This is a genomic window from Pseudoalteromonas sp. AWM4_233, assembly GCF_056158285.1.
On the sequence record NZ_JBSWSZ010000001.1, the window covers coordinates 2,305,708 to 2,328,159 of the forward strand.

The 22,452-nt window shown below is 40.2% G+C and carries 17 protein-coding genes; 12 read left to right on the forward strand and 5 right to left on the reverse strand.

What is annotated here, in order from left to right:
• The first annotated feature begins 4 nt into the window (after nucleotides 1-4).
• From ACXAC4_RS10270 to ACXAC4_RS10295, 6 genes are all read left to right on the forward strand, one after another.
• Nucleotides 5-1,504: a DUF3413 domain-containing protein gene (locus tag ACXAC4_RS10270; RefSeq protein WP_475161128.1), complete on the forward strand. Its 1,500-nt coding sequence runs from the start codon at nucleotides 5-7 to the stop codon at nucleotides 1,502-1,504.
• Nucleotides 1,505-1,580: 76 nt separating this feature from the next.
• Nucleotides 1,581-2,054 (forward strand): DUF4124 domain-containing protein, encoded by a 474-nt coding sequence (locus ACXAC4_RS10275; RefSeq protein WP_475161131.1) that lies wholly within the window; start codon nucleotides 1,581-1,583, stop codon nucleotides 2,052-2,054.
• Nucleotides 2,055-2,211: 157 nt separating this feature from the next.
• Nucleotides 2,212-3,945: a bifunctional isocitrate dehydrogenase kinase/phosphatase gene (aceK, locus tag ACXAC4_RS10280; RefSeq protein ID WP_475164097.1), complete on the forward strand. Its 1,734-nt coding sequence runs from the start codon at nucleotides 2,212-2,214 to the stop codon at nucleotides 3,943-3,945.
• A complete protein-coding gene (locus ACXAC4_RS10285; protein WP_130255821.1) occupies nucleotides 3,942-4,880 on the forward strand; it encodes a LysR family transcriptional regulator in 939 nt (312 codons plus the stop codon). Before aceK ends, ACXAC4_RS10285 begins: the two co-directional genes overlap by 4 nt.
• 189 nt (nucleotides 4,881-5,069) lie before the next feature.
• A complete protein-coding gene (locus tag ACXAC4_RS10290) occupies nucleotides 5,070-5,567 on the forward strand; it encodes a hypothetical protein (protein ID WP_475161132.1) in 498 nt (165 codons plus the stop codon).
• On the forward strand, nucleotides 5,560-5,778 hold the full coding sequence (locus ACXAC4_RS10295) for a helix-turn-helix transcriptional regulator (protein WP_058030153.1): 219 nt from the start codon (nucleotides 5,560-5,562) through the stop codon (nucleotides 5,776-5,778). Before ACXAC4_RS10290 ends, ACXAC4_RS10295 begins: the two co-directional genes overlap by 8 nt.
• Nucleotides 5,779-5,813: 35 nt before the next feature.
• Here ACXAC4_RS10295 and ACXAC4_RS10300 read toward each other — a convergent pair whose 3' ends face one another.
• Nucleotides 5,814-6,620, reverse strand: a complete 807-nt coding sequence (locus tag ACXAC4_RS10300; RefSeq protein WP_475161135.1) for a DUF3667 domain-containing protein — start codon at nucleotides 6,618-6,620, stop codon at nucleotides 5,814-5,816.
• 230 nt (nucleotides 6,621-6,850) lie between these two features.
• Entirely contained in the window at nucleotides 6,851-7,453 is a 603-nt protein-coding gene (gene recR / locus ACXAC4_RS10305) for a recombination mediator RecR (RefSeq protein WP_475161136.1), read from the reverse strand.
• A gap of 333 nt (nucleotides 7,454-7,786) precedes the next feature.
• Between recR and ACXAC4_RS10310 the strand changes: the two genes are divergently transcribed.
• Nucleotides 7,787-8,914 (forward strand): TRAP transporter substrate-binding protein, encoded by a 1,128-nt coding sequence (locus tag ACXAC4_RS10310; protein WP_475161139.1) that lies wholly within the window; start codon nucleotides 7,787-7,789, stop codon nucleotides 8,912-8,914.
• A 21-nt stretch (nucleotides 8,915-8,935) separates the two neighbouring features.
• Here the strand turns inward: ACXAC4_RS10310 and ACXAC4_RS10315 are convergent, their stop codons facing one another.
• Nucleotides 8,936-10,549, reverse strand: a complete 1,614-nt coding sequence (locus ACXAC4_RS10315; protein ID WP_475161142.1) for a cyanophycinase — start codon at nucleotides 10,547-10,549, stop codon at nucleotides 8,936-8,938.
• Nucleotides 10,550-11,001: 452 nt separating this feature from the next.
• On the opposite strand from ACXAC4_RS10315, the gene ACXAC4_RS10320 reads away from it, so the two are divergent.
• Genes ACXAC4_RS10320 through iadA form a run of 3 tightly spaced genes read left to right on the forward strand, consistent with a single transcriptional unit; the run spans nucleotide 11,002 to nucleotide 16,528 of the window.
• Nucleotides 11,002-13,923 carry a TonB-dependent receptor domain-containing protein gene (locus ACXAC4_RS10320; RefSeq protein ID WP_475161143.1) on the forward strand — a complete coding sequence of 974 codons (2,922 nt, stop codon included), beginning with the start codon at nucleotides 11,002-11,004 and terminating at the stop codon, nucleotides 13,921-13,923.
• A gap of 52 nt (nucleotides 13,924-13,975) precedes the next feature.
• Nucleotides 13,976-15,358 carry a putative basic amino acid antiporter YfcC gene (yfcC, locus tag ACXAC4_RS10325; protein ID WP_475161146.1) on the forward strand — a complete coding sequence of 461 codons (1,383 nt, stop codon included), beginning with the start codon at nucleotides 13,976-13,978 and terminating at the stop codon, nucleotides 15,356-15,358.
• Nucleotides 15,359-15,361: 3 nt separating this feature from the next.
• Nucleotides 15,362-16,528 (forward strand): beta-aspartyl-peptidase, encoded by a 1,167-nt coding sequence (gene iadA / locus ACXAC4_RS10330; protein ID WP_475161150.1) that lies wholly within the window; start codon nucleotides 15,362-15,364, stop codon nucleotides 16,526-16,528.
• Nucleotides 16,529-16,549: 21 nt separating this feature from the next.
• Here iadA and ACXAC4_RS10335 read toward each other — a convergent pair whose 3' ends face one another.
• Together ACXAC4_RS10335 and ACXAC4_RS10340 are read right to left on the reverse strand one after the other, a co-directional pair.
• Nucleotides 16,550-17,947: a hypothetical protein gene (locus tag ACXAC4_RS10335; RefSeq protein WP_475161153.1), complete on the reverse strand. Its 1,398-nt coding sequence runs from the start codon at nucleotides 17,945-17,947 to the stop codon at nucleotides 16,550-16,552.
• Nucleotides 17,948-18,003: 56 nt separating this feature from the next.
• Entirely contained in the window at nucleotides 18,004-18,600 is a 597-nt protein-coding gene (locus tag ACXAC4_RS10340) for a rhomboid family intramembrane serine protease (protein ID WP_475161157.1), read from the reverse strand.
• A gap of 250 nt (nucleotides 18,601-18,850) precedes the next feature.
• Here ACXAC4_RS10340 and ACXAC4_RS10345 point away from each other — a divergent pair, with 250 nt between their 5' ends.
• On the forward strand, nucleotides 18,851-20,917 hold the full coding sequence (locus ACXAC4_RS10345; RefSeq protein ID WP_475161159.1) for a M13 family metallopeptidase: 2,067 nt from the start codon (nucleotides 18,851-18,853) through the stop codon (nucleotides 20,915-20,917).
• A gap of 809 nt (nucleotides 20,918-21,726) precedes the next feature.
• Nucleotides 21,727-22,359, forward strand: a complete 633-nt coding sequence (locus ACXAC4_RS10350) for a LysE family translocator (protein ID WP_475161161.1) — start codon at nucleotides 21,727-21,729, stop codon at nucleotides 22,357-22,359.
• Nucleotides 22,360-22,452 lie beyond the last annotated feature (93 nt).

Here is a 22,452-nt window from a genome sequence, read left to right on the forward strand (position 1 = left end):
CTGAATGAATCTCACCCCTGACAACCAGTTTTCTTCGAAAGCCAGCCAACTTTTGAGTTGGGGACACTGGTTTACTTTCGCTAATATTGGCTTAGTACTGCTGATCAGTACGATTTATTTATTTGCCGATAGCCAACCGAGCACACCGCTTGGTTGGTTCTATATGCTGATAACTTGGGTGAGTCATACCAGCTTTATTACGTTTTGTGCCTTTGTCTTAACCATATTTCCACTGAGTTTAGTATTCCCTTATCCTAGGCACATACGGGGCATGGCTGCGGCCATTGCAACGATTGGTGTTTCAACTTTATGCTTAGATGCATTCGTATACTACAGCCTCGGCTACCATATTAACATTCAGTCGCTACCTGAGATAATTAGCTTACTTTGGTCAACACTCACAAGCTCACCAGCCATAACGACTGTCATTGCTGGTTCTATTATTATTATTATTTTGGGACTGGAATTGATTGCCAGTAACCATGCATGGCGACACCTAGATAGACTGAAAAACCTAAAATTTGCCCGTTACGCTACGAGTGTACTGGTTACTTGCTTTGCCTTAAGTCATAGTATTCACATATGGGCCGATGCAAACAACTATTTCGATATTACAAAACAAGATAACGTATTGCCGCTCTCTTACCCTACAACGGCAAAGACCTTATTAGCACGTCACGATTTACTTGATATTGAAAAATATCAACAGGCGAGAAGTGTACAATTAGAAGGCTCAAAGGGTGAATTTGTACTTAAGTCTTCATTGCCAAATTGTGAAGCTGAAACACAAATCGTCAATGTTGTCGTATTTGAAAATAGTGAACAATTGAATGCTTTTGTTACTGAGCGTTCGAATTTTTCTGTGCTCGACAATGTTTTACAGCCAGGTAATCGCCAAGATGCACTGTTTAACCTTATTTATGGGCTACCTGCATATTACAATTCTGAAAAGCTACGAGGCTCTTTACCCGCTTGGTCACAGAAAAATGCGCTACTGGGCCTATCTGGCTTTGCAGATTCAGGCTTCAAAGATACTGATGGTGAGCACCCAGTCAACATCATCTTAGCAGATAAACTTGAAGGTCTTCCTACTGAAAATTTGATTGCACTTTCTCTTGCTGACGACAATGGCAAAGAGCTAATTACCACCTCACAGGCATATGTGTCAGATTCTATTCAAATAAAAAATAGTGACAGTTTTAAACAGCTTAACGACATAGTCTATTCTGTGATATCAGAGCAACTCAATTGCCCTACACTTGCAGAAGCTACCATGTTAGGTAGAAACCTAAATCAAGACTTCCGCCAAGAGGGCGTGAACTACTCTAACGGTGTATTGATTACGTTCAAGAAAGACCGAATTACTTTAGTTAACCCAGATGGCAGTTATAAACAAATGTCAGGTTCAGAGGGTTTCCTATTAGAGCAAAGTTTAGATATCCCTTTCCTTATCCACAGTATCAAAGAGTTACAGAAGTTCACTCACAGTAGTGGTGGCAATTAACTTGCATCTCCTTTTAGCTTTACTATATTTCTATAATCCTACTGAGGGTCATGGAGAAAACTAAAAGGAGCTGTTTATGCGAAGAACATATGCCATTATTCTTATACTACTATCTATGGGTGTGTCTGCTGAAAAGGTCTCTGTCAGTTACTATAAGTGCGTTACAGATAGAGGCACTATTTTTAGTCAGCACCCTTGTGGTAAAAATGGCACTATTCACACATTAACGCATTCCAACCCTGAAGCAAAAATACCTGCTGAACAGCATTTCAAAACACTCAATAACCTTGAGAAGCAACAAATAGTTCGAAATTTAAAGCGAGAGATCCGTGCTAAGCGTCAGAAATCTGCTATTTTGAGTCGTGACAGAGACAGAGACTCTAGAGAGCAACAAGCTCGCTTGAATCGCGTTATGGATGACCGAAAAAAACAACAAACTATCCGAGATGTTAAAAAGCAGCTCAAATCTATCAATAAGCAATATTTAAAAGATATTAAAGACATTGATAAACAAATAGCGAAATTAGAGAAGCAACTAGCCCGCTATTAATAAGGCTTAGCACAAGTTAAGCAAATCATAATCATCTGTAGACTATTGTGGGATAGCCAAACACCCCATTTTCATTATATAGTGTTAGCAAGATAATGCGTTTTTGGTAATTTTACCTCTATTTTGGCGGCAAATTACCTAAATATCGAGGATGATGATGCACGCTTTCAGTCTAGCCCAATTGATACTTTCTGGCTTTGCTAAGCACTATCAATTATTTCAAGAGATAACAGGGCAAGCCCCTATCGCTTTTGCCACACAAGACTGGGGGAAAATCCAGCAAATCAGCAAAGCACGTATCCATCATTATGATGCTCGAGTCAACGAAACCATCAATGACGTAAAAGAACTATTAAACTGCGATGTGCTTGATGAATCTTTTTGGTATCAAGTGAAACAGCACTATCTAGACTTATTAACCTTTCATCCTCAAGCTGAACTGGCTGAAACCTTTTATAACTCAGTATTTTGTCGTTTATTCGACAGGCAGTATTTCAATAATGATTTTATTTTCGTCGAAACAACTTTGAAAGATGCCCCTGCGATTGCTGTTGAAACCGAATATCGTAGTTATTTTCCAGTTGTTAAAGGGTTAAAGCCCACTATCAAACAGATTATCAATGAGTTTGACTTTAAGTGCGAATTTGCCAATTTAGAGCAAGATATTAGATTATTAGTAAAAGCATTTATTCAACAAGCACCCGATACGCACCACCAGCACCATCAAATGCGTTTTGATATGCTGCCCTCCCCATTTTATCGCAATAAAGGCGCGTACATCATAGGTCGGGTTGTGTCCCAGAGTGGTATTCAACCCTTTATTATTTCTGTGTTGCATAATGAGAATGGTAAGCTGTGCATAGATGCTTTACTTACCAACTCTTCACAGATGCGGGTCATTTTTGGCTTTGCGCGCGCGTATTTTTTGGTTTCGACTAATACCCCATCAGCTATGGTGCATTTCTTAAATCAGTTAATGCCGAATAAAACGCCCGCAGAGCTCTACAATGCCATAGGCTTTCATAAACAAGGCAAAACCGAGTTTTATCGTGAGTTTTTACATCATCTAGATAACAGTAATGATAAGTTTGTGATCGCTCCAGGAACCCCAGGCATGGTGATGATGGTATTTACGCTCCCAAACTTTCCCTATGTTTTTAAAATCATTAAAGATAAATTCTCTGAAAGTAAGCTTTTTGGTCGCGATACAGTATTAGCTCGATATCAATTGGTCAAAAATCACGACCGTGTTGGTCGAATGGCTGACACCATTGAATACTCAGATGTTGTACTGCCGCTAAATAGATTCTGCCCTGAATTACTAAAGCAATTACAAGCAACCATTGCTGGCAGTATCAAGATAGAGAATGATCATTTAGTCATTAAACATTTATACATCGAGAGACGAATGAATCCGCTCAACCTTTTTATTGAGCAAGCTTCTGACGAACAAAGTTTTAAAGTGATTGACGATTATGGATTAGCCATCAAAGAGATGTTGCAGGCTAATATCTTCCCTGGAGATATGTTGCTGAAAAACTTTGGTGTCAGTAAACACCACAGGGTGATATTTTATGATTACGATGAAGTGCAATACCTAACAGAAATGAATTTTAGAGCCTTACCGAAGCCAAGTTTAGATGACTTATACTCAGGGGCTGATTTATATTCAGTTGCACCACAAGATGTATTTCCTGAGCAGTTATTAACTTTTGTGATGACGAACCCTAAATTGAAAACATTCTTTGAGCAGACGCATCCCGAATTATTAACCGTTGAGTATTGGCAAAATGCACAAGCCGATATCGTCAATAAAATAAGTAAGCATATTTACCCATACCCGCCAGAGCAAAGATTTAACCACATTGCGAAACAAAAGAGATTAATGTGAATATCAGTAAAATAGATTTAAATTTATTAGTATATCTCGACACTTTATTACGAGAATGCAATGTTACTCGAGCTGCAAACCAGCTTAGTATTACGCAACCAGCCATGAGTAATGGCCTAAAGAGACTGCGTAACTTATTCAATGATCCTATTTTGGTTCGAACCAGTGATGGCATGGTGCCTACAGAGCGTGCCTTAGAGTTACAGCCCGTTATCCGTGGTATTTTAATGACGCTTGAAGAAACCCTTGCACCAAATCGAGAATTTGAAGCAAGTCAAAGTAAGCGTGTATTTAGGATCATGGCAAGTGACTACGCCGCAAGTACGCTTGCGCCAAAGTTATTAACTAAGTTACATGAAGAAGCACCTGACACCACACTAGATATATTAACGCCAAGTGACGTCACCTTTCATGATGTAGAAAATGGTAAGGTAGATATGGCCATCAACCGTTTTGAAAATCTACCTCAATCTTTCCACCATAAACGTATCTGGAAAGACAGTTTCTGCTGTTTAATTAAGTCTGATAACCCAATCATAGATAAATTTAACCTCGATGCATATTTAAAAGCACGACATATCTGGGTAAGTAAAACTGGCTTTGGTGTGGGTGTTGGTATGGACCCAGAAGATGTGCAAAAACTGGGTTGGGTTGATGAAGCGCTCGCGCATTTTGGTAAACACAGAAACATAGCTACCTTTACCCGTAACTATCATGTCGCTATTCATCTGGCTAAAGAGCAAAACTTGATTGCTACACTGCCATCAAAAGCTGCCAATATTTATAAAGATGATCCACAGTTAGCTATTTTAGAGCCGCCGTTCCCTATTCCACCTTTCGAGTTGGATATGATCTGGAGCCCTCTCCTTCACCGCGACGCGAGCCATATTTGGCTGCGACAGAAAGTGGCAGAAGTCGCCGAAGAGTTAAAATAAACCTAACCTTATGAAATTAATAACGAATACCTGCTTATGCAGGTATTTTTTTGTTCAAAATACACACGTCGTTACATTTAAAATGGCAAATAAAGCTAACTCGAAGTAAAAAATTTTTGACCCAACTGCTATTTTGACGTAATTTTGTTCATGTTAAAAATATTTAACCTAAAGTAAAATGGAGCGAACATGACTAGACAACAGAAATTTAAAGAATGGCTTGATAGCTGTAGCTTTCGAGAAGTGACATTACTCGTTGACTTGCTGATTTGTGGCTACATCTTGTTTTATTATTTACGAGCTGTGTTATTAGCAAGTACTGAGCAATTGAGTGATATTACTTGGTTATCTGAGCTACTTGGTAACGTGATCATTTATAGTATTGTGCTGATGATAGCTAGTTATATTCTTTTAGCCCTTGCGAGTGAAAAAGAGCTTGAACAGCCCATGGATGTGCGTGAAAAGCAAATCAACTTAATCGGCTACAAATACTCAGCCTGGATCTTACAAATAGGTTTGGGTATAGGCATTTTCCAATATCAGATTGAAGCTAACCCGTTTTTTGCAGATAAAATCAGTATACCATTTTTACCACTACATATTATGGTCATCGCCTTTATCTTAGCTGAAATCGTTTTTTATGGTGTACAACTCATTAAAGGCCGTACAGGAGCGATTTATGACTGATCGCGTTATCACAAATTCGATTAGAACGTTGAGATTTTTAAACAATGAGATGACGCAAAAGCAACTTGCTGAAGCCATCGGGGTGACTCGTCAAACAGTGATGGCAATAGAAGCCAATAAATACTCGCCAAGTTTAGAAGTGGCTTTCAAAATTGCTGAGGTCTTCTCTTTACCACTTGAAGAAGTATTTCAATATAAAGAAGCTGAGTAAAGCCAAAGGGTTGGCTTTACTCTCTTTGAAAAGGGTTAGAGATTATTAGTTTCAACCTGCTTTTCACTTTCAGCTTGTTCTAATTTACGCTGAAGTTCTGCTTCCTCATAGCCCAAAAAAATACTTGTTTGAAATATTGCTAGCACACCCATCAACACCAAGGATACCAAACTCACACAACTAGATTTAATAAAGGCTTTAATTTTACTACCTGTAAAGAAGGTCGTGAATGCATATAAAGGAAAAACGATTCCAATAGTGGCAGAGATAACTTGCCCTATTTGGGAGTTTATCAGCCCTAGAATAAGTAAGAGTGAAGTAAACCAAGAGACATGTGCAGAAGGCAATAAAGCAAGTAAATACAATTCAGTCAGATTATAGCCTGATTTTCTAAACATCAATTTCAGCATGGCTGCAAACAAAACAGAATTTAGAAAGGTCAAAAATAATAGAGAGCTCTCAACCACTCTCCCCATATTTTTTGCAAACTCACTGTTGTAAGAGGAGGTTGAGAAGCTATAGTGCTCAGCCAAAGATTGATCGGTAAATGCGGTTAAAAATACCAGAAATGTAATACTCCAAAACGCATATTTTATTGGATTAAAATATCTAGCTCTTTTACCTTCAATGTAATCCTTACAAACTACAGCAGGCTGAACGGTCATTTTAATGAAAGTATGTAGAAAAGGAGATTCAAACTCTAACAGCGCTCTTTGAGCTGTCTTAAATAGCTCTTTTAGAGTAATGCGTTTTGCTTTCTCTTGACCACATTCGCCACAAAAGCGCGTTGTTAATTTTGCACCACAGTTTAAGCAATTTACTTGCTCGTCAAAGTTTACCACGTGATTTATCCCTATCGAAAACGACTAAAAATAGAGTGTTAAATACTATTCTTGGAATTAAATTGTCCCTAACCTGATACTTTCTGTCAAAGGTTTATTTACATTTCCGATATCAATGCATTGAAGAAAGCATCTGTTTTTACGGTATTTATTACTATTCGTGGAAAATAAAAAAGCTAATCATGTTATATGATTAGCTTTTCTATATTCTTAAGAGGTCAGAGTGTACTTTAGGTAATAGCTTTTCGCCCTGAAAACGCATGCATTAGCGTCATACCATCGACCAAATCAAGCTCCCCGCCCACTGGCATGCCATGAGCAATTCGAGAAGCAAGTACATCATATTTTTGACAAAGCTCAGAGATAAAATGTGCAGTTGCTTCACCTTCTACGGTTGGGTTAGTAGCGAGAATCACCTCATCGATATTACCTTCTGATAAACGACGCTCTAACAAATCTAAACCAATTTCATTTGGGCCTATGCCATCTAACGGTGATAAATGCCCCATTAATACAAAGTACAAGCCTGTGTATTGACCTGTTTGCTCAATGGCAAGTACATCAGTTGGTGATTCAACTACACAAAGTAAGCGACTATCTTGACGTTTGATGTTTTGACAAAGCGAACATTCTGGCTCTTCACAAAACGTGCGACAAGTTTGGCAGTGCCCAATAACTTGCATCGCTTTAGTTAGGCTTTGCCCTAACTGGCTGCCGCCTTCTCTATCTCTTTCAAGCAGGTGAAAAGCAATACGCTGAGCCGATTTAGGGCCAATGCCTGGTAAACAGCGCAAGGCTTCGATGAGTTGTGATAAGGTTCCAGATAGTTGCATAACGCTTCTTTTTTATTTAAAACTCAACACTTATACAAACCCTCTTTATTAAGTGATCTATTTTGAGGCAAATGAAATTTGTCGATAACAAGGCGAAAAATTTTCTATTTAGTTGTTCTAAATAAGATGTTTTCAACGAAGTTAGCGTCAGTTTTAGCCCCTCAAAATGATTAAATATTACTAAGGGTTAGTATTGTGTACTAAGTATGTCTTGTTAGATTGATGTGATTATAAAAGTGCGACAAACCAGTCACAAGCATAATTGAATGACTTATAAAAAAATCATAGATAAGTGTCGTTTCGTGCCAGCTTAATATTTCCAGCTATACTGAAATGATGAAGATAAATCGACGCTTGTTTATCAAAGGGGCATTGAGTGTTGGTGTCCTTAACTACTGCGCCCCGCTTTTGTGCCTTCCAATTGAGACTGTTCAAATGGAATATGACCTAATGGAAGAGCGAGATAAACGAAGTAGAGCTGACTACATTCTCAACTTTGCTTCTCCTTATAAAACCAGCCAATACAAAACGACCCCTCACCTTCACCAACAATTAAAATTTTATTTAGAGTCATTATCTGAAGGTAAAATATACGTATCACTGTTTGACAATGGCCAGCTTGGTGTCGGTACAGAGTTAATGGCTGCAATTAGCCATAAACGAATAGATGCTGCATTAATTTCAGTGTCTAACTTATCTCGTGCTTTGCCATTACTCGACATCTTAAACATCCCTTTTTGGGCTAGTGGCAACCAAGCTTACTTAAATTTAATCAGCTCTAAACAATGGCACGATTTGGTACTCACCCCCATCAAGGAGCAGGGTAAATTTCAAATTCTTTTACACCATATTATAGGCTCTCGCACTTTAACGACGGTAAAACGGTCAAATAAACGCGTCATAATGCCTGAAGACTTGAAAGGTGTGAATTTACGCGTACCCGCATCGAAAGTACTCAATCACTTTTATACCCTGACGCAGGCGAACATTATCGAGGTGCCATGGAGTAAAACCGCTAAAATGGCACGCCTAGGCCTAATACACGCACTTGATCCTAGTATAGTTGGACTTCATTCAGGTCCTGACGGCTTAAAAAGTTACTTAAAACATGTTACTAAAATCGACAGTGTCCCGGATGCATGGGTAACCGTTATCAGCCAAGCTTGGCTAAAGCAGTTACCAGCCTCTTTAAAAGAGGTAGTTACCATTGCCGCTGAAAAGACATTTGAGCATCACGTCAGTAATTTTAATTCTATTCATACCGAATGTATAAAAGGACTCTCAAAATATGGCACCGCTATTTACGAACCAAGCAACGAAGAGCAATCAGGATGGATAAGGCAGTTTGGTCATCACCAACCTGCCTGGCGGGAAATAAAAAAAGATTTATTAGGTGATCTCAAGACCTTTGATAAATTACTAGATGCGACCAATGAAACCAGCCGCTTTCAGCTTTCTTAGTATTGTGAACACCCGTATGAGTTAATTAATCTCCATCAACAAGTTTTCAATTTTCATACTTTGGCCTAATTCTTCGCACCGAGTTAGTCCAAGCTTTCTAAATATAAGCTCCTTATTTTTTATGCCTTGCTCTTTGTTAATCAAACTTGATACGTCATCAGCACAAAATGCTTGTAACCTTTCTCGTATTGAAGAGTCAGAGATCAAATCAACTGAATACTCAACTCGCCCTTTTACTTTACCATCAGCTAAATTTTCCACATTTGGATGCAACTCCAACTCACTACCAGTAGGGTAAAAATTATATAAAAATGACTGTTCTGAAAGCCTTTCGAGTAAAACAACACCTTGTTTTCCGAGCACAGAGAATTTATTTACTGCTGTTTCAACTTTAAGTGCCGTGGTTTCATCCACACCAAAACCCCATCTTTGGTCAGTTTCAGCTAATAATACCGCTAGCCTTGGTGTACGCCCTCTTTCACTAAAGTGGGTATCTAGAATACCGAAATGAAAGCTGCCTAACCCACCTCGATTGTCATACGTCAACGTATCATGCGGTAAAGCGTCACATCCACCATGTTGCTGACAGTTCTGCTTAGGTGGCGCTTTCGCAAATGCCCCTGACTCAAGCGCACCTAAGCTGGTGCCATTGGTAATCATGGGCACTTGTCCATATGCATTTTTGCCACCTGACTGCACCGCCGTACCTGCACTGGTGCCAATCAACACTGGGCGATTTTGTATCGCCTCAAACCAAGAAAAAGCCTTGCCTGTTTGCGCTTCAACCATGACCTGTTTTGTAAGAGACTGATCGCCGCCATTAAACATCATGCCACCAGCGCTTTTAATTTCTTGAGTAAGGTTGTCGATGCCCCTTTCACACAAAGCCCGCTCTTGCGATGTTAAGTCGGGATAAACCAATTCACGATTAAACACGTTATTCAGCTTGTTTCGGTAAATATCTAGGTTGTCACAATCGTTATTACTTATTGCTTTGGCTAAAGCTGGGGTCAATGCGAACCAGGTTGCCTCTATACCATAAGCGCTAAAAAGGCCCTGATAGAAATCAGCTGATTCGTAGGGGTCGCGAGAAGAAGCTGTACTCAGGAGTAATTTTGCATTATTTTGCTGTTTTAGCGTTTTTACAATGTCATTTAAGATTTCAGTGCTGGCAGGTTCATTATTAAACTGCGTTAATACCTGCTCTTTTGCTCTACTTTGTTCATACAAAACAGGCACTTCTAACATATCAAAAACAAAGTAATATTCTTCATTACTCCAACGCTTATACAAGTAGCTATCTTGTTGCTTAATTGCCGCTATCAGCGCTGATTTTGAATACAACGTCTTCGATTTAATTGCATTAAGCAACTTTCTAGTTCGATGTTTGTGTTGTGTGTTATGAGTTGGCCATTTTTCATTCACTGCATTGAGTGTCAGGTCATGAACTAAAAATAATTGTTGGCGCTTAGCAGCACTTTCAAAATTGACTTTTTTTGAACAATTTTGAGTGCTTTGACTTGAGCAAGTTTTAAGCGAACCGCCAATAAGATAAAGGGTTTGCGCTAAAGATGACGCGCTAAAAAGTAACAAATAGCCCAGACTGACACTGGACAGAAAACGAGCAAAGTTCATACGGACTTTTCCATAAATTTAAAAAATCAGACTTGTCATCACAAAAAAAGCTGTGATATAACTTTTATGAACATTGCAGGAAGCAAGCTAGCACAAGCCAGTTTGCATTGTCAAAAACGAAGAGATGAAGCTATGTATAAAAAAGCGTTTAAGCTTGTTTGCTACTTCTACTCACCTCACTACCTTTCGGAGTGGTTCGACGAGTAGACACACGGTATCAAAACCGTGGCGTTGTCTATTGGTATGCAACCCACCTCAAAAAATCATAAAAAATACATTCTAGCTGTCGAAGGCTTTGATCATCTTGCGAGCTTTACGCTGATTAATGCCATTTACAGGATAGTTATGTCTTTTGCCTGATCTCTTAATACAGTTAAATGTTTTTGAGGATGGTGAGACTCCTACCTGTTTACCCAAATTGCATCGGCAGCTAACCAAAAGTTAGGTGAAACATGTACAACAAGTTATTTCTTGGTGTTGCTGCTGCGCTGCTGAACAGTGGCTACACTCATGCACAACAATCAGAACAAGCAAGTTTAGAAAAAGTCGAACGTATTGAAGTCACAGGCTCTCGCATTAAAGGCGTTGACCTTGAAGGTACTCAACCCGTAACCATTATCTCTTCAGAAGACATTAGCCGCTCTGGTGCAACCTCTGTCATTGAGCTTTTACAAGATTTACCACAACTCAAAGGTGGTGCGGGCACCTTTACAACCAGTGAAAGTGGTAGTACATCGACTTCAACCCCTGCAGGTCAAGCAGCTGCCAGCCTTCGTGGTATGGGGCCTTCAGCTACATTGACACTCATCAATGGGCGAAGAATTGCACCAAGCTCTTTTGCAGCAGGTACACAAAACTTTGTCGATGTGAACGCCATTCCACTGGCTGCCATTGAGCGTGTTGAAATTTTAGCGACCGGGGCTTCTGCGATTTATGGCGCAGATGCGGTTGCAGGCGTTATCAACTACATTCTTAAAAAAGACTTCACCGGTGCAGAGCTGGATGTGTCATTTTCAGATAGCTTTGAAGACACTGATGAGAGCAAAAAACAACTTAACCTGATCTGGGGTAGCGAAATTGAAGGTGGCAATGTCACCGTATTTGCTGATTACTTCGATAAAAACCAGTTTAATGCCTCAGATCGTGAGTACACAGCTAATCCGTCTTTGATTAACAGTTACTCTTACCTGCCGAAGCTCGAAAATACCCCCAACATTTACTACTACAGCAGCCAAAATGGTAATGAAATAGGCGCGCCAGGCTGTAAAACTGAGCTTGTCACAACGGAATATGGGGAAGAAATTTGTGCCTATTATGGTAATCAAGATGACGTATTGAGCGCACCATTTGAAAGCTTATCTGCAGGCTTTATGGTTAATAAAGCATTTAGTGACCTAATCTGGAACACTGAGTTTTTTTACAGCACCACTAAATCAACCGCCTATTCAACACCCGCAGCCATTAATCAGCTTGATGATGCTGAAGGTCCTTGGGTAAAAGAAGATGCGTTATTTATATTTGATGATGCCCAAGGCAATAACGCCCTCTTAGATGCTTTGTATATCGACCCATTCGATACTTTTTTAGGCCAAGAACAATGGGGCTTCCGGTTTGATGCGCGATTTAACGACCCAAGAACCATTGAGGTAGAATCTAAAAACTTCCGCCTAGTTTCTAGTCTTGAAGGTCAACTTGGAGAGTGGGATTGGCAATCAGGTGTGCTGATCTCTGAGTCTCGCTCAGAGCAGCAGGCAATAAAGGGCGTGTATAACCGTTACCAATTCCATGCAGCATTGGCAGGCGAACTCTGCTCTGATGGTTCAATTGGCTCTCTAGGTGATAACGGTGTCACTTGTAACAGTGGACAGTTGCTTGATTTCTACAATCCATTTTTAGTTGATGATGCAAACAATGATGCAATTCTTGCACTCACACAAGCTATGCCAACACGCGAAGGCAAAAGTAGAGTCTATGGTATCGACCTCACTTTCTCGGGCGAGTTATTCACGCTCGGTGATATTGATGTGCAGTCTTCATTTGGATTTGAAGCCCGTAAGGAAGAGCTTTCCGATATTCCATCTGCAAATGCAGTGGCAAAAGCTGAAAACGAGTATTTGGTCGATGTATTTGGCTACGGCTCGAGTATAGCTGAAGCAGAGCGAACGCAATATGGTGCTTTTGCCGAGCTTTATGTTCCACTCACTGAGCAAGTCGAGATGCAATTAGCAGGGCGTTACGATCACTTTGATGATTTTGGCTCAACGTTTAACCCAAAAGTCAGTATCAGTTATCGACCTACTGACACTATCTTGCTTCGCGCGGGTTGGGCAACATCTTTTAGAGCCCCCTCTTTAACACAAGCCGGTGTTAAGCTTCGTACTACTACTTCATCTTTTGATTGCGGTGCAAACCAAGCAATTGCAGACCTATATTGTGAAGGCGACGGCACACTTGTCAGCGTAAACAGCTTAGAGTTAGGTAATGAAAACTTAAACGCCGAAGAGTCTGATTCACTTTCAATTGGCTTTGCATGGAGTCCTTCTAGGCAGACCACAGTGATGATCGATTATTGGCAGTTTGATTACAAAGAAGTCATTGATACCAACATGACTGCAGTGTTAGATCGCGCTATTTCAGACGCCTCACTTCGCCACTGTGGCATCGTACCGCAAAATCAAATGGGCATATCATATGGTGAAGATGTTTGTAGTGTCACCGATAATGCTGGGCTTAAAATTGATGAATCTGGCGCGAACTTATCAGAAATATTAGGTGCTTATATCTCAGAGTTTGATCCTCGTTCACAATCACTTCAGCTATATCGCGATCATGTAATCCAACTTGAAAATACTGGCACTCAGGATATTCGCGGGTTAGATATTAAGTTCGATCACAGATTCGAACTGGGTTTTGCCGATTTAAAACTGGCGTTAGATGCGACGCACTATCTTGAATATGACCGCAATAAGCCAGGCTCAGATCAAATTGAATCTCTTGTCGGCACATTTAGATATCCTGAAAATGTCGGGCGCCTGTCAGTCACATTAGATACTGATAGCTACTACATCTCGTTGTCTGCCAACTATACTGACAGTTACCTTGATGATATTGAAGGTTTAAAAGGCCGTGAAATTGATGAGCTTGACGAACTAGGCTTACTCGATGCACAACAGCAACACACAGTAGATAGCTGGACTGTTATGGATCTCAATGCAGGTCTGGAGTTGAGTGAAAACCTGTTTATTAGAGCCAGTATCAAAAATTTATTTGATAAAGCACCACCCGCAGTCTTTGGTTCAAAACGTGGCTTTGATTCGATTAACCATGATGCGTTTGGTACAACTTATCAAATTGGCTTATCAGCTAAGTTCTAATGGAGGAATGGGGGCAACCCCATTCTAAATTAACATGCATCAAAAATATAAAATGCCAGATGCCTTCGTCATCTTAATGATGATGGTCGTACTATGTTATCTGGCCTCTTTTTTTGTACTGCCCGGTTTTTTTAATACGCCGGAGCAAACAAGTACGGTCATGCTGTCGCAGTTTAGTCAAATTGCATCACCTGCCCCGATGGCATTGTTTGGCGAAGGTGGGACTCTCGGCTTCTTTAACGTCTTATTTGAAGGGCTAGTCAGTGGTGACAAAAATGGCGCGGCTATCGGCGTTATCGCATTCATTTTAATCACTGGCGGGGCATTTGGCGTGCTTATGCAAACCAAAGCCATCGATAATGGCGTGATGTCACTAATAAATAACACACAGAAAATTGATTGGTTATTTATCCCCAGTTTATTTGTTGCCTTTAGCCTAGGTGGGGCCATTTTTGGGATGGGGGAAGAAGCCATTGCGTTTTGTATTGTGCTCTACCCTATTATGCAAAAGCTTGGATATAACGCTTATGTAACCGTGTTAGTCACCTATGTTGCCACACAAATTGGCTTTGCCACCTCACCGATGAATCCATTTAGTATTGCCATCGCACAAAGCATTGCTGGGCTTGAGGTGTTCTCAGGTGCAGAGCTTCGTGTTGCTTTAACCGCTATTTTTATTATGGTTGGCATGGTGTTTACCATGCGCTACGCCAAGCAATCTCGTATAAGTGTGGACTGCTCAACACCAGAGTCACATACTCAACTCGACGCGGTCGATAAAGTACTGCTCATTGCGTTTTTAGCTGTGATTATATGGGTGATTTATGGCGTTACTGCAAAAAGCTATTACATTCCTGAGCTTGCTGCACAATTCTTTGTTTTAGGCTTAATTGTGACCACTATTGCCAAGCTTGGTAAACGTCAAAGCATATCTGAGTCAGTCGACGCATTTAAACATGGTAGTGCCGCATTGTTACCGGCTGCTATGTTGGTTGGCTTAGCAAAAGGGCTGGTTTTATTACTAGGTGGCAGTGAATTAAACTCACCGTCTATGCTTAACACCTTGCTATATCATTGTGCCAGTGTGATATCACATATACCCGATGTGATAGCTGCATGGTCGATGTATGTCTTCCAGTCTGTATTCAATTTTTTTGTTTCTTCAGGCTCAGGGCAAGCAGCTATAACCATGCCAATCATGGCGCCTTTGGCTGACTTAGTCGGCGTTTCTAGGCAAACGGCAGTGCTCGCATTTCAACTCGGTGACGGCCTCACCAATATCATCATTCCAACCTCTGCGAGTCTTATTGGCTGCTTAGGGGTGGTTAACTTATCTTGGGGCGATTGGGCAAAGTTCATTTGGCGCTTTATGTTGGTGCTTTTTGGTCTTTCTACACTTGCCATGGTTTTCGCTCAACTCATAAATTATCAATAAATTATGCTTACACTTATAAAAGATGCTGAGGTATTTGCTCCACACTACCTTGGTAAAAAAGACGTGCTCTTCGGCGGTGAAAAAATCATTGCCATCGAAGAAAATATTACGCTTCATCATGACACACTCGTCAATCTAGTTGACGGTAATGGCTTTATCCTAGTGCCAGGGTTTGTTGACGCTTTGGTGCATTTCATTGGTGGCGGAGGTGAAGCCGGATTTGCCAGTCGTACACCAGAAATGCACCTCACTGATGCAACGTTAAACGGTATAACCACTGTCGTCGGCGCGCTTGGTACTGACGATATTAGCCGAACACATGCAGATTTGGTTGCCAAAGCAAAAGGGTTAAAACAAGAAGGCCTAAATGCTTTTTGCCATACAGGCTCTTATCATTTGCCTATAAAGACGCTCACTGATTCGATCAGTAAAGACATCATGTTTATCGATGAAATAATTGGTGTCGGTGAAGTTGCCATCGCAGATCACCGCGGACGCCAAATCACCGCCCAACAACTTGCCGAAGTCACCGCTGAATCACGCACTGCAGGATTACTCAGCGGCAAAAGAGGCACAGTCTCAATTCATGTTGGTAGTGGCGATACTCAACTCACTCTATTGCATGAAGTCGCTCAAACAACTGAGCTACCTTTAGATATGTTTTACCCAACGCATATGAATCGTAATTCAGAGTTGCTGATGGCTGGTATTGAGTTTTGCATAGCGGGTGGCACCATAGACTTTACAACCAGTACCACAGACTATGATTTAGCACATGGGGAGCTCGCTGCCGCAGAAGCCCTTGCCTACTGCCTTGAAAAAGGTGTTGCTGACAGTCAACTTACAATGAGCTCAGACGGGCATGCAAGCCTACCTATATATGATGCACACAATAACTTGATTGGCTTTGAAGTGGGCCAAGAGTCATCGCTTTTACATGCATTTCAACAAGCTGTATTAGAGTTTAACGTTCCACTTGAACAGGCGTTAATGGCTATCACCCAAAACCCTGCGCATATACTTGGCTTAGCTAAAGGGCAGATAAAAGTCGCAGGTGATGCCGATTTAGTTTTATTAAGAAAAGAAGACCTATCAGTTAATAGTGTTTGGAGTAATGGTCAAGTCATGGTGTTAGACCGTCAAATCATTCAAAAAGGTTTTTTTAGTTAACCATTTTAGTAAGTAAGCCCACTAGCTTTGTGGGCTTGCTTCTTTGACATCTGCTTCATTTGCTAATTTATGATTACCACTGGCATAAAATGTCAGGTTACTTAAAATCTCAGGCAAAAATAACTCACTATTGAACTCATGTATTTTCATTGTTTGTTTAGCATGAAACTGTAGCTCGATACTTGCAAGATTATTATCAGCCCATGTCTCTAACGAATCCGATTTAATAAACTTATCTGGCGTTGCTTCTTTATCCTCTAGCAACTGCTGCCAAATCTCTTTCTGTATTTGAGCGGGTGTATCTTGAACCTCATCTAGCGCATCATTTATCCAACCTAGTCCAAATTCATTATGTGCTGTTAGAATGTTTTCATACAAATTTCTTCTATCAGACTCGCTGGCAATATCATCTTGCTGCACTACAAAATCGCCCTTGTCTGTTTGATAATATTGTCTATGGGCTTGATAGTTAACTTGTTGCCCTAGATAAGAAAAAATATTCTGCGCATTATCTTTATCAGCTTCATCCAACATAGATAACATATCATCAAGCATATGCTTACTCACTAAACCAGCCATATCGACAATGCCTCGGCTTTGTTCAAAACTACTTTGTGAAATATGGTGATTCATTTCAACCAGTTGTTCTGAATTAAGCTTGTTATCTGTCAGGAGTTTAGCGAAATTTTTTGCCAGCTTATTTCCTGCATTGTTCCCATAATATCCAGCTTTTAACTCCATGCCATCTTGATACGAAAACAATACGGCATTCTCTCTACCATATTTATCAGCTCCAACCGGTGAAGCTGTTTTTTGATAACCTTCCCCTTGAGAAAGTATTGAAGACATCGCTTCAATAGAGCTACTCAACTCATCTTCAGACATTGCATTGAGGGCTGTTATCAACTCATCTGGAACAGTGCTCTTTTGTGTTTGGAAAAACTCTACACCAGAAATCTCTACCATAAACTCAGCAAACTGAGCCAACTCCTCATCTGACATTTTTTCTGCTAATGACAGCAGCTCTTTCGTCGGCTTAAGGTGCTCAAACATTATTTTATGCTCCCCCTCTAAGCGCTCAAGCTGGTCAAGAAAGGCATTAATGTCTTCTACATCGGTTAATTCACCGTATTGGTAAGTTCTTTCTTTGTGTGGGTCCCTCATATCAATTGCACTACTCGTTATTTTGTAATGTCGCATGCCAAAATAACTAGGCAACTCTAGATTAGACGTGTGGCGCCCTTTGAATGGATCTTCATAAGGAATGACCGGCGCATTTTCCATTCCTTTATATTTTTCGAGATCAGGGTTTAAATTTTCTTTAAACTCATCAATCGCTTTATTAAACTTTTCTGCCACAGGTGCAGAAACTGATCCTGATAGAGTAATGTTTGCTAGTGGGAGGTTGGGTATTTTCATCGCTAATCCTTTGAACGACTATTAGGCTTTGATTACTTTATCGACACTCATTGCTATTAACTTAGCGATTTGTTCCTAAGTTTATTTTTACTCTGTCTAAAGATGTAAGCCCCCAATAAACCACTTATAAAACCAAAAATATGATTAGAACTGCTGGTTTGAGCAGAAAAGTCTAATAATGTCGCCAAAAAAGCAAAATCTAAGTAATAGGTAACGGCAACTAGCACCGTAAAACTAATTGCACCAACTAAGTTTCGATTAAACACAGCCGTGCCAAATAAAAAGCCATAATAACCCATCACAATACCCGATGCGCCAATATGGTTACCATATTCGCCAAATACCCAAACTAGTACGCCCGTCATAACCATGATAAAAACGGTGACACGTTTAAACCCAGTCTGCAGACTTGCTAAATATCCGCTAATAAATAGACCAATGCTATTCCCGGTTAAGTGACCCCAACTCGCATGGATGAAAGGTGCTGTAAAAATACCGTATAAACGCTCGGGGAGCTGAGGCACTAACCCAAAATTAGAAATAATAGGAGGATAAAACGATGCCACTACCATAAGCACATGCATGAGCAGCATGGCTAACAGTAATAATCTGAAGTTGTATGGGAAAAGCTTTGTGCGCTTTTTTTCATTCATCTATTTAGCATCTTTCATTATTTGCAAAAACTTGTAGCTAGACACCTTCATCTAATTTACGTCATTTTTAGAGAAAATTAACACGAACTTTCACTATTCAACGGCATTTTACCCTCATTTACCTAAAAAACTTGCCCTTCACTGTTTGTGGACTGACAATGGGTTTATTCCTCAATTGTTGTTTAATGAGGAACATTTCTTACTTAAAACATAGATTGAGATTTTACTCAATTAAAAAGAGAAGATAACAATGAAAAGAACTGTTATTGCGACAGCCTTAGCCGCTGTCTTTTTAGCTGGCTGTTCTGAGTCAGAACCAAAAGTTGAAAAAGTACAACAAGTAGAACAAACAGCTGGCAAAGCTGAACTTGGCACATTCGGTGTTGACCTAACTGCACGTGATGAAAGCGTTAAACCAGGTGACGACTTCTTCATGTATGCAAGTGGCACTTGGTATAAAAACTACGAAATGCCAGCTGACAAAACGCGTTACGGCGCATTCACATCACTTGCTGAGCGCAGTGAAAAACAAGTTAATGCCATCATCGAAGACATTATTTCTCGCGATAACTTAAATGCAGAAGAGCAATTGATTGCTGATTTCTACAACGCATTTATGGATGTTGAAACCCTTAACAAATTAGGGATCACACCAATTCAAGGCCTACTTGATGAGATCAAAGCCATTGATAATACAGACGCCCTAACAAAAGCGTTTGGTCAGTCTTGGCTAACAGGCGTAAACTCACCGATTGGCGGTGGCATGTGGTTTAACCGCCTTGATCCAAACAAATATGAAATGTCTATGGGTGCGGGCGGTCTAGGTTTACCGGATCGTTCATACTATTTAGAAGAAGCAGAGCGTTTTGAGAAGACACGCGCAGAATATGTTGCTCATATCGCAAACATGCTTAAATTTGCAGGCTTAGAGAATACAACTGAGCGCGCCCAAGCGATCCTTGCGCTAGAAACTAAAATGGCTGAAGGCCATTGGCCACGTGAAAAGCGCCGTAACCGCGACCTGACACTAAACCAAATCAAACGCGAAGATTTAGCTAAAGAGTACCCTGGTTTCAATTGGGATCTTTACTTTGCACAAACAGGTTACAAAGTGCCTCAGCTAAATATGTCTCAGCCTGAGCCAATCAAAGCAATGATTGACCTTGTGAATAAAGAAGACCTTGCTGTTTGGAAAGATTACCTGACTTTCCACGCTATCAGTGGCAATGCAAGCCTGCTTTCAGAAGATATCTTCAACGCATCTTTCGAGTTCTACGGTAAGCACCTAAGTGGTCAGCAAGAACCTCGTCCTCGTTGGAAGCGTGCTGTGAGCCAAATGTCTGGTACACAATCTTTAGGCTTTGCGATTGGTAAAGTGTACGTTGATAAGCACTTCCCTGAGTCATCGAAAGAGCAAATGTCTGAACTCGTTGAAAACCTGCGTAAAGCCCTTGGCGAGCGCATTGAAGGTCTAGACTGGATGGGCGAAGAAACAAAAGTAAATGCTCAGGCTAAACTCGCTGCATTCGTGCCTAAAATTGGTTATCCAGATGTACGGCAGTCATTTGATGGCCTAGCACTTAAAAACAATGACCTAATGGGCAATGTTAAAAATCTGCGTCAATTCTTCAGAGATGACAGCGCATCAAAAGAGCTTGAGAAAACTGACCGTAACCGTTGGGGTATGACACCTCAGCGAGTAAACGCATACTACAACAGCTCATTCAATGAGATTGTATTCCCTGCAGCGATTTTACAACCACCATTCTTCGATCCAAATGCTGACGCAGCGGTAAACTACGGTGGCATCGGCGCTGTTATCGGTCACGAAATGGGTCACGGTTTTGACGACCAAGGCTCTAAGTCTGATGCTGAAGGTATCCAACGTAACTGGTGGACTGACTCAGATCGCGCAGCATTCGAAGCAAAAGCTGACAAACTTGCAGCTCAGTACAGCCAGTATGAGCCAATCGAAGGTAACTTCGTAAACGGCCGTAACAGCCTTGGTGAAAACATTGGTGACGTAGGTGGCTTAGCAATGGCTTACCACGCGTACAAGCTGAGCTTAAATGGTAAAGAAGCACCAGTTATCGATGGTCTGACTGGCGACCAACGTTTCTTCTTAGCTTGGGCACAAGTTTGGAAAGAGAAGCGTACTGAACAAAGCATGCTTAATCAGCTTCGCGCAGGTACACACGCACCAGGTCGCTTCCGTGCCCTTGCACCACGTAACCATGACGCATGGTACAAAGCGTTCGACGTAAAACCAGGTGATAAGTTATATCTTAAACCTGAAGATCGCGTACGCATCTGGTAAAAAGCAACAAGCTTAATACTTAAAAAGCCCAGCATTTTTGCTGGGCTTTATATTTACGCTTACTGCTAAACCGCTTTATTCCTTTTAAAATACATTTCAATAGCAATTATCCCACCTACATAATTCTTCTAGTGCACCAATAATATAGATATATCAATAGCTGTGTTTACAACCCAAGTTCCAAACACTCACACAGCTTTAATGCAAGATTCATTTATCGTGTATCCAAGGTGAGCACATGTTGCCACATAAGTATATTAATAGACCGAATGAGGCATTTGGACTTTTATCGCGAATTTAGTCACAGGGATTACAGAGGCTAAGATTGTTAAATAACAATTATATTCAGCCTCATTTATGTTGAATATGTATTAAACCTACATTTACTGAATATTTTTCATACTAAATAATTTACAAATAAAATCCGGATTATGAAATCGTAACCGAATTAAAAGTGATACGTTATAAACATGTCTGTACCGCAGGATCACTCATATCAAAGTGCGGGTATAATTTTGCCCTACGCAATGCAAGTGACTTACTAAAATCTTTTAAATTACATGAAAACTAATATAAATATAATTGCACTAAAGTCTAAGACCGTATTGGTTATATTTAAGTCAATTTAACTCTCTTAAAATTCACTTGCCCCACTCTTTTTCTTTAACTTACGATGAATATTGTTATGCAAAAAATTTGCACAAAGGATTTGTGAATTCTCAAAAGGAAATGGAAGCGACACTTACTTCCATCAAACAACCAATGGGTTACAAGCTGCCCATTAATAAGTTCAAGAAAGGAAACTAAACATGCTGATTGATTGCACTCTAATATTATTATACGTAAGCTCAATTGTGGTGTTCTTAGGTACCCCAGGGCCTGTTGCAGTGTTGGTCGCCAATAGCAGCGTAAATGGCGGAATATCAGCGGGGATGAAGACAATCATTGGGACTAACTTAGCGTCTATTATTTTAATTTCAGTATCATTTTTGATGATCAATGGTATATTTTCAGCCAATGACTATGCACTCTCCTTTCTAACATTTTTTGGTGCGCTGTATCTTATCTACTTCTCTATAGACACTCTCAAATCAAAAGTTAATTTATCGAAAGAAAGTTTAGACAAGAACAAAAGCAAGTCTTGGTTACGAAGCGGCTTTTTAATTGGTATTTCAAATCCAAAAGATATCTTATTTTTTATTGCTTTCTTTCCGACATTTTTTAATGTCACAGACAATAAAACCGCCTCAATGTTTGTGTTACTGACGATTTGGGTAGTATTAGATTACGCACTGTTATTTTTACTGTCTTTTTTCTTCACTAAAGTATCAAAAGAAAACACTGCAAATAAAATAAACAAATGTTCTGGGTCGATCTTATTACTGATCGCCTGTTTCGCTTTATATACTTCAGCACCAGAAGTATTTCAGGTACTGGCTTAACAACTAAAAATAAACTGTATTATTAGGCTGATTGTTACAAATCCGTTTAAACACCTCCTAAATACAAAAAAGCTCAGGCAATTTATTACCTGA

What these genes read in the sequence shown, in the direction of transcription:
- ACXAC4_RS10270 (WP_475161128.1), top strand. Translation starts at nt 5, where the DNA reads ATGAATCTCACCCCTGACAACCAGTTTTCTTCGAAAGCCAGCCAACTT.
- ACXAC4_RS10275 (WP_475161131.1), top strand. Translation starts at nt 1,581, where the DNA reads ATGCGAAGAACATATGCCATTATTCTTATACTACTATCTATGGGTGTG.
- aceK (WP_475164097.1), top strand. Translation starts at nt 2,212, where the DNA reads ATGCACGCTTTCAGTCTAGCCCAATTGATACTTTCTGGCTTTGCTAAG.
- ACXAC4_RS10290 (WP_475161132.1), top strand. Translation starts at nt 5,070, where the DNA reads ATGACTAGACAACAGAAATTTAAAGAATGGCTTGATAGCTGTAGCTTT.
- ACXAC4_RS10295 (WP_058030153.1), top strand. Translation starts at nt 5,560, where the DNA reads ATGACTGATCGCGTTATCACAAATTCGATTAGAACGTTGAGATTTTTA.
- recR (WP_475161136.1), bottom strand. Translation starts at nt 7,453, where the DNA reads ATGCAACTATCTGGAACCTTATCACAACTCATCGAAGCCTTGCGCTGT.
- ACXAC4_RS10310 (WP_475161139.1), top strand. Translation starts at nt 7,787, where the DNA reads ATGATGAAGATAAATCGACGCTTGTTTATCAAAGGGGCATTGAGTGTT.
- ACXAC4_RS10315 (WP_475161142.1), bottom strand. Translation starts at nt 10,549, where the DNA reads ATGAACTTTGCTCGTTTTCTGTCCAGTGTCAGTCTGGGCTATTTGTTA.
- ACXAC4_RS10320 (WP_475161143.1), top strand. Translation starts at nt 11,002, where the DNA reads ATGTACAACAAGTTATTTCTTGGTGTTGCTGCTGCGCTGCTGAACAGT.
- yfcC (WP_475161146.1), top strand. Translation starts at nt 13,976, where the DNA reads ATGCCAGATGCCTTCGTCATCTTAATGATGATGGTCGTACTATGTTAT.
- iadA (WP_475161150.1), top strand. Translation starts at nt 15,362, where the DNA reads ATGCTTACACTTATAAAAGATGCTGAGGTATTTGCTCCACACTACCTT.
- ACXAC4_RS10335 (WP_475161153.1), bottom strand. Translation starts at nt 17,947, where the DNA reads ATGAAAATACCCAACCTCCCACTAGCAAACATTACTCTATCAGGATCA.
- ACXAC4_RS10340 (WP_475161157.1), bottom strand. Translation starts at nt 18,600, where the DNA reads ATGAATGAAAAAAAGCGCACAAAGCTTTTCCCATACAACTTCAGATTA.
- ACXAC4_RS10345 (WP_475161159.1), top strand. Translation starts at nt 18,851, where the DNA reads ATGAAAAGAACTGTTATTGCGACAGCCTTAGCCGCTGTCTTTTTAGCT.
- ACXAC4_RS10350 (WP_475161161.1), top strand. Translation starts at nt 21,727, where the DNA reads ATGCTGATTGATTGCACTCTAATATTATTATACGTAAGCTCAATTGTG.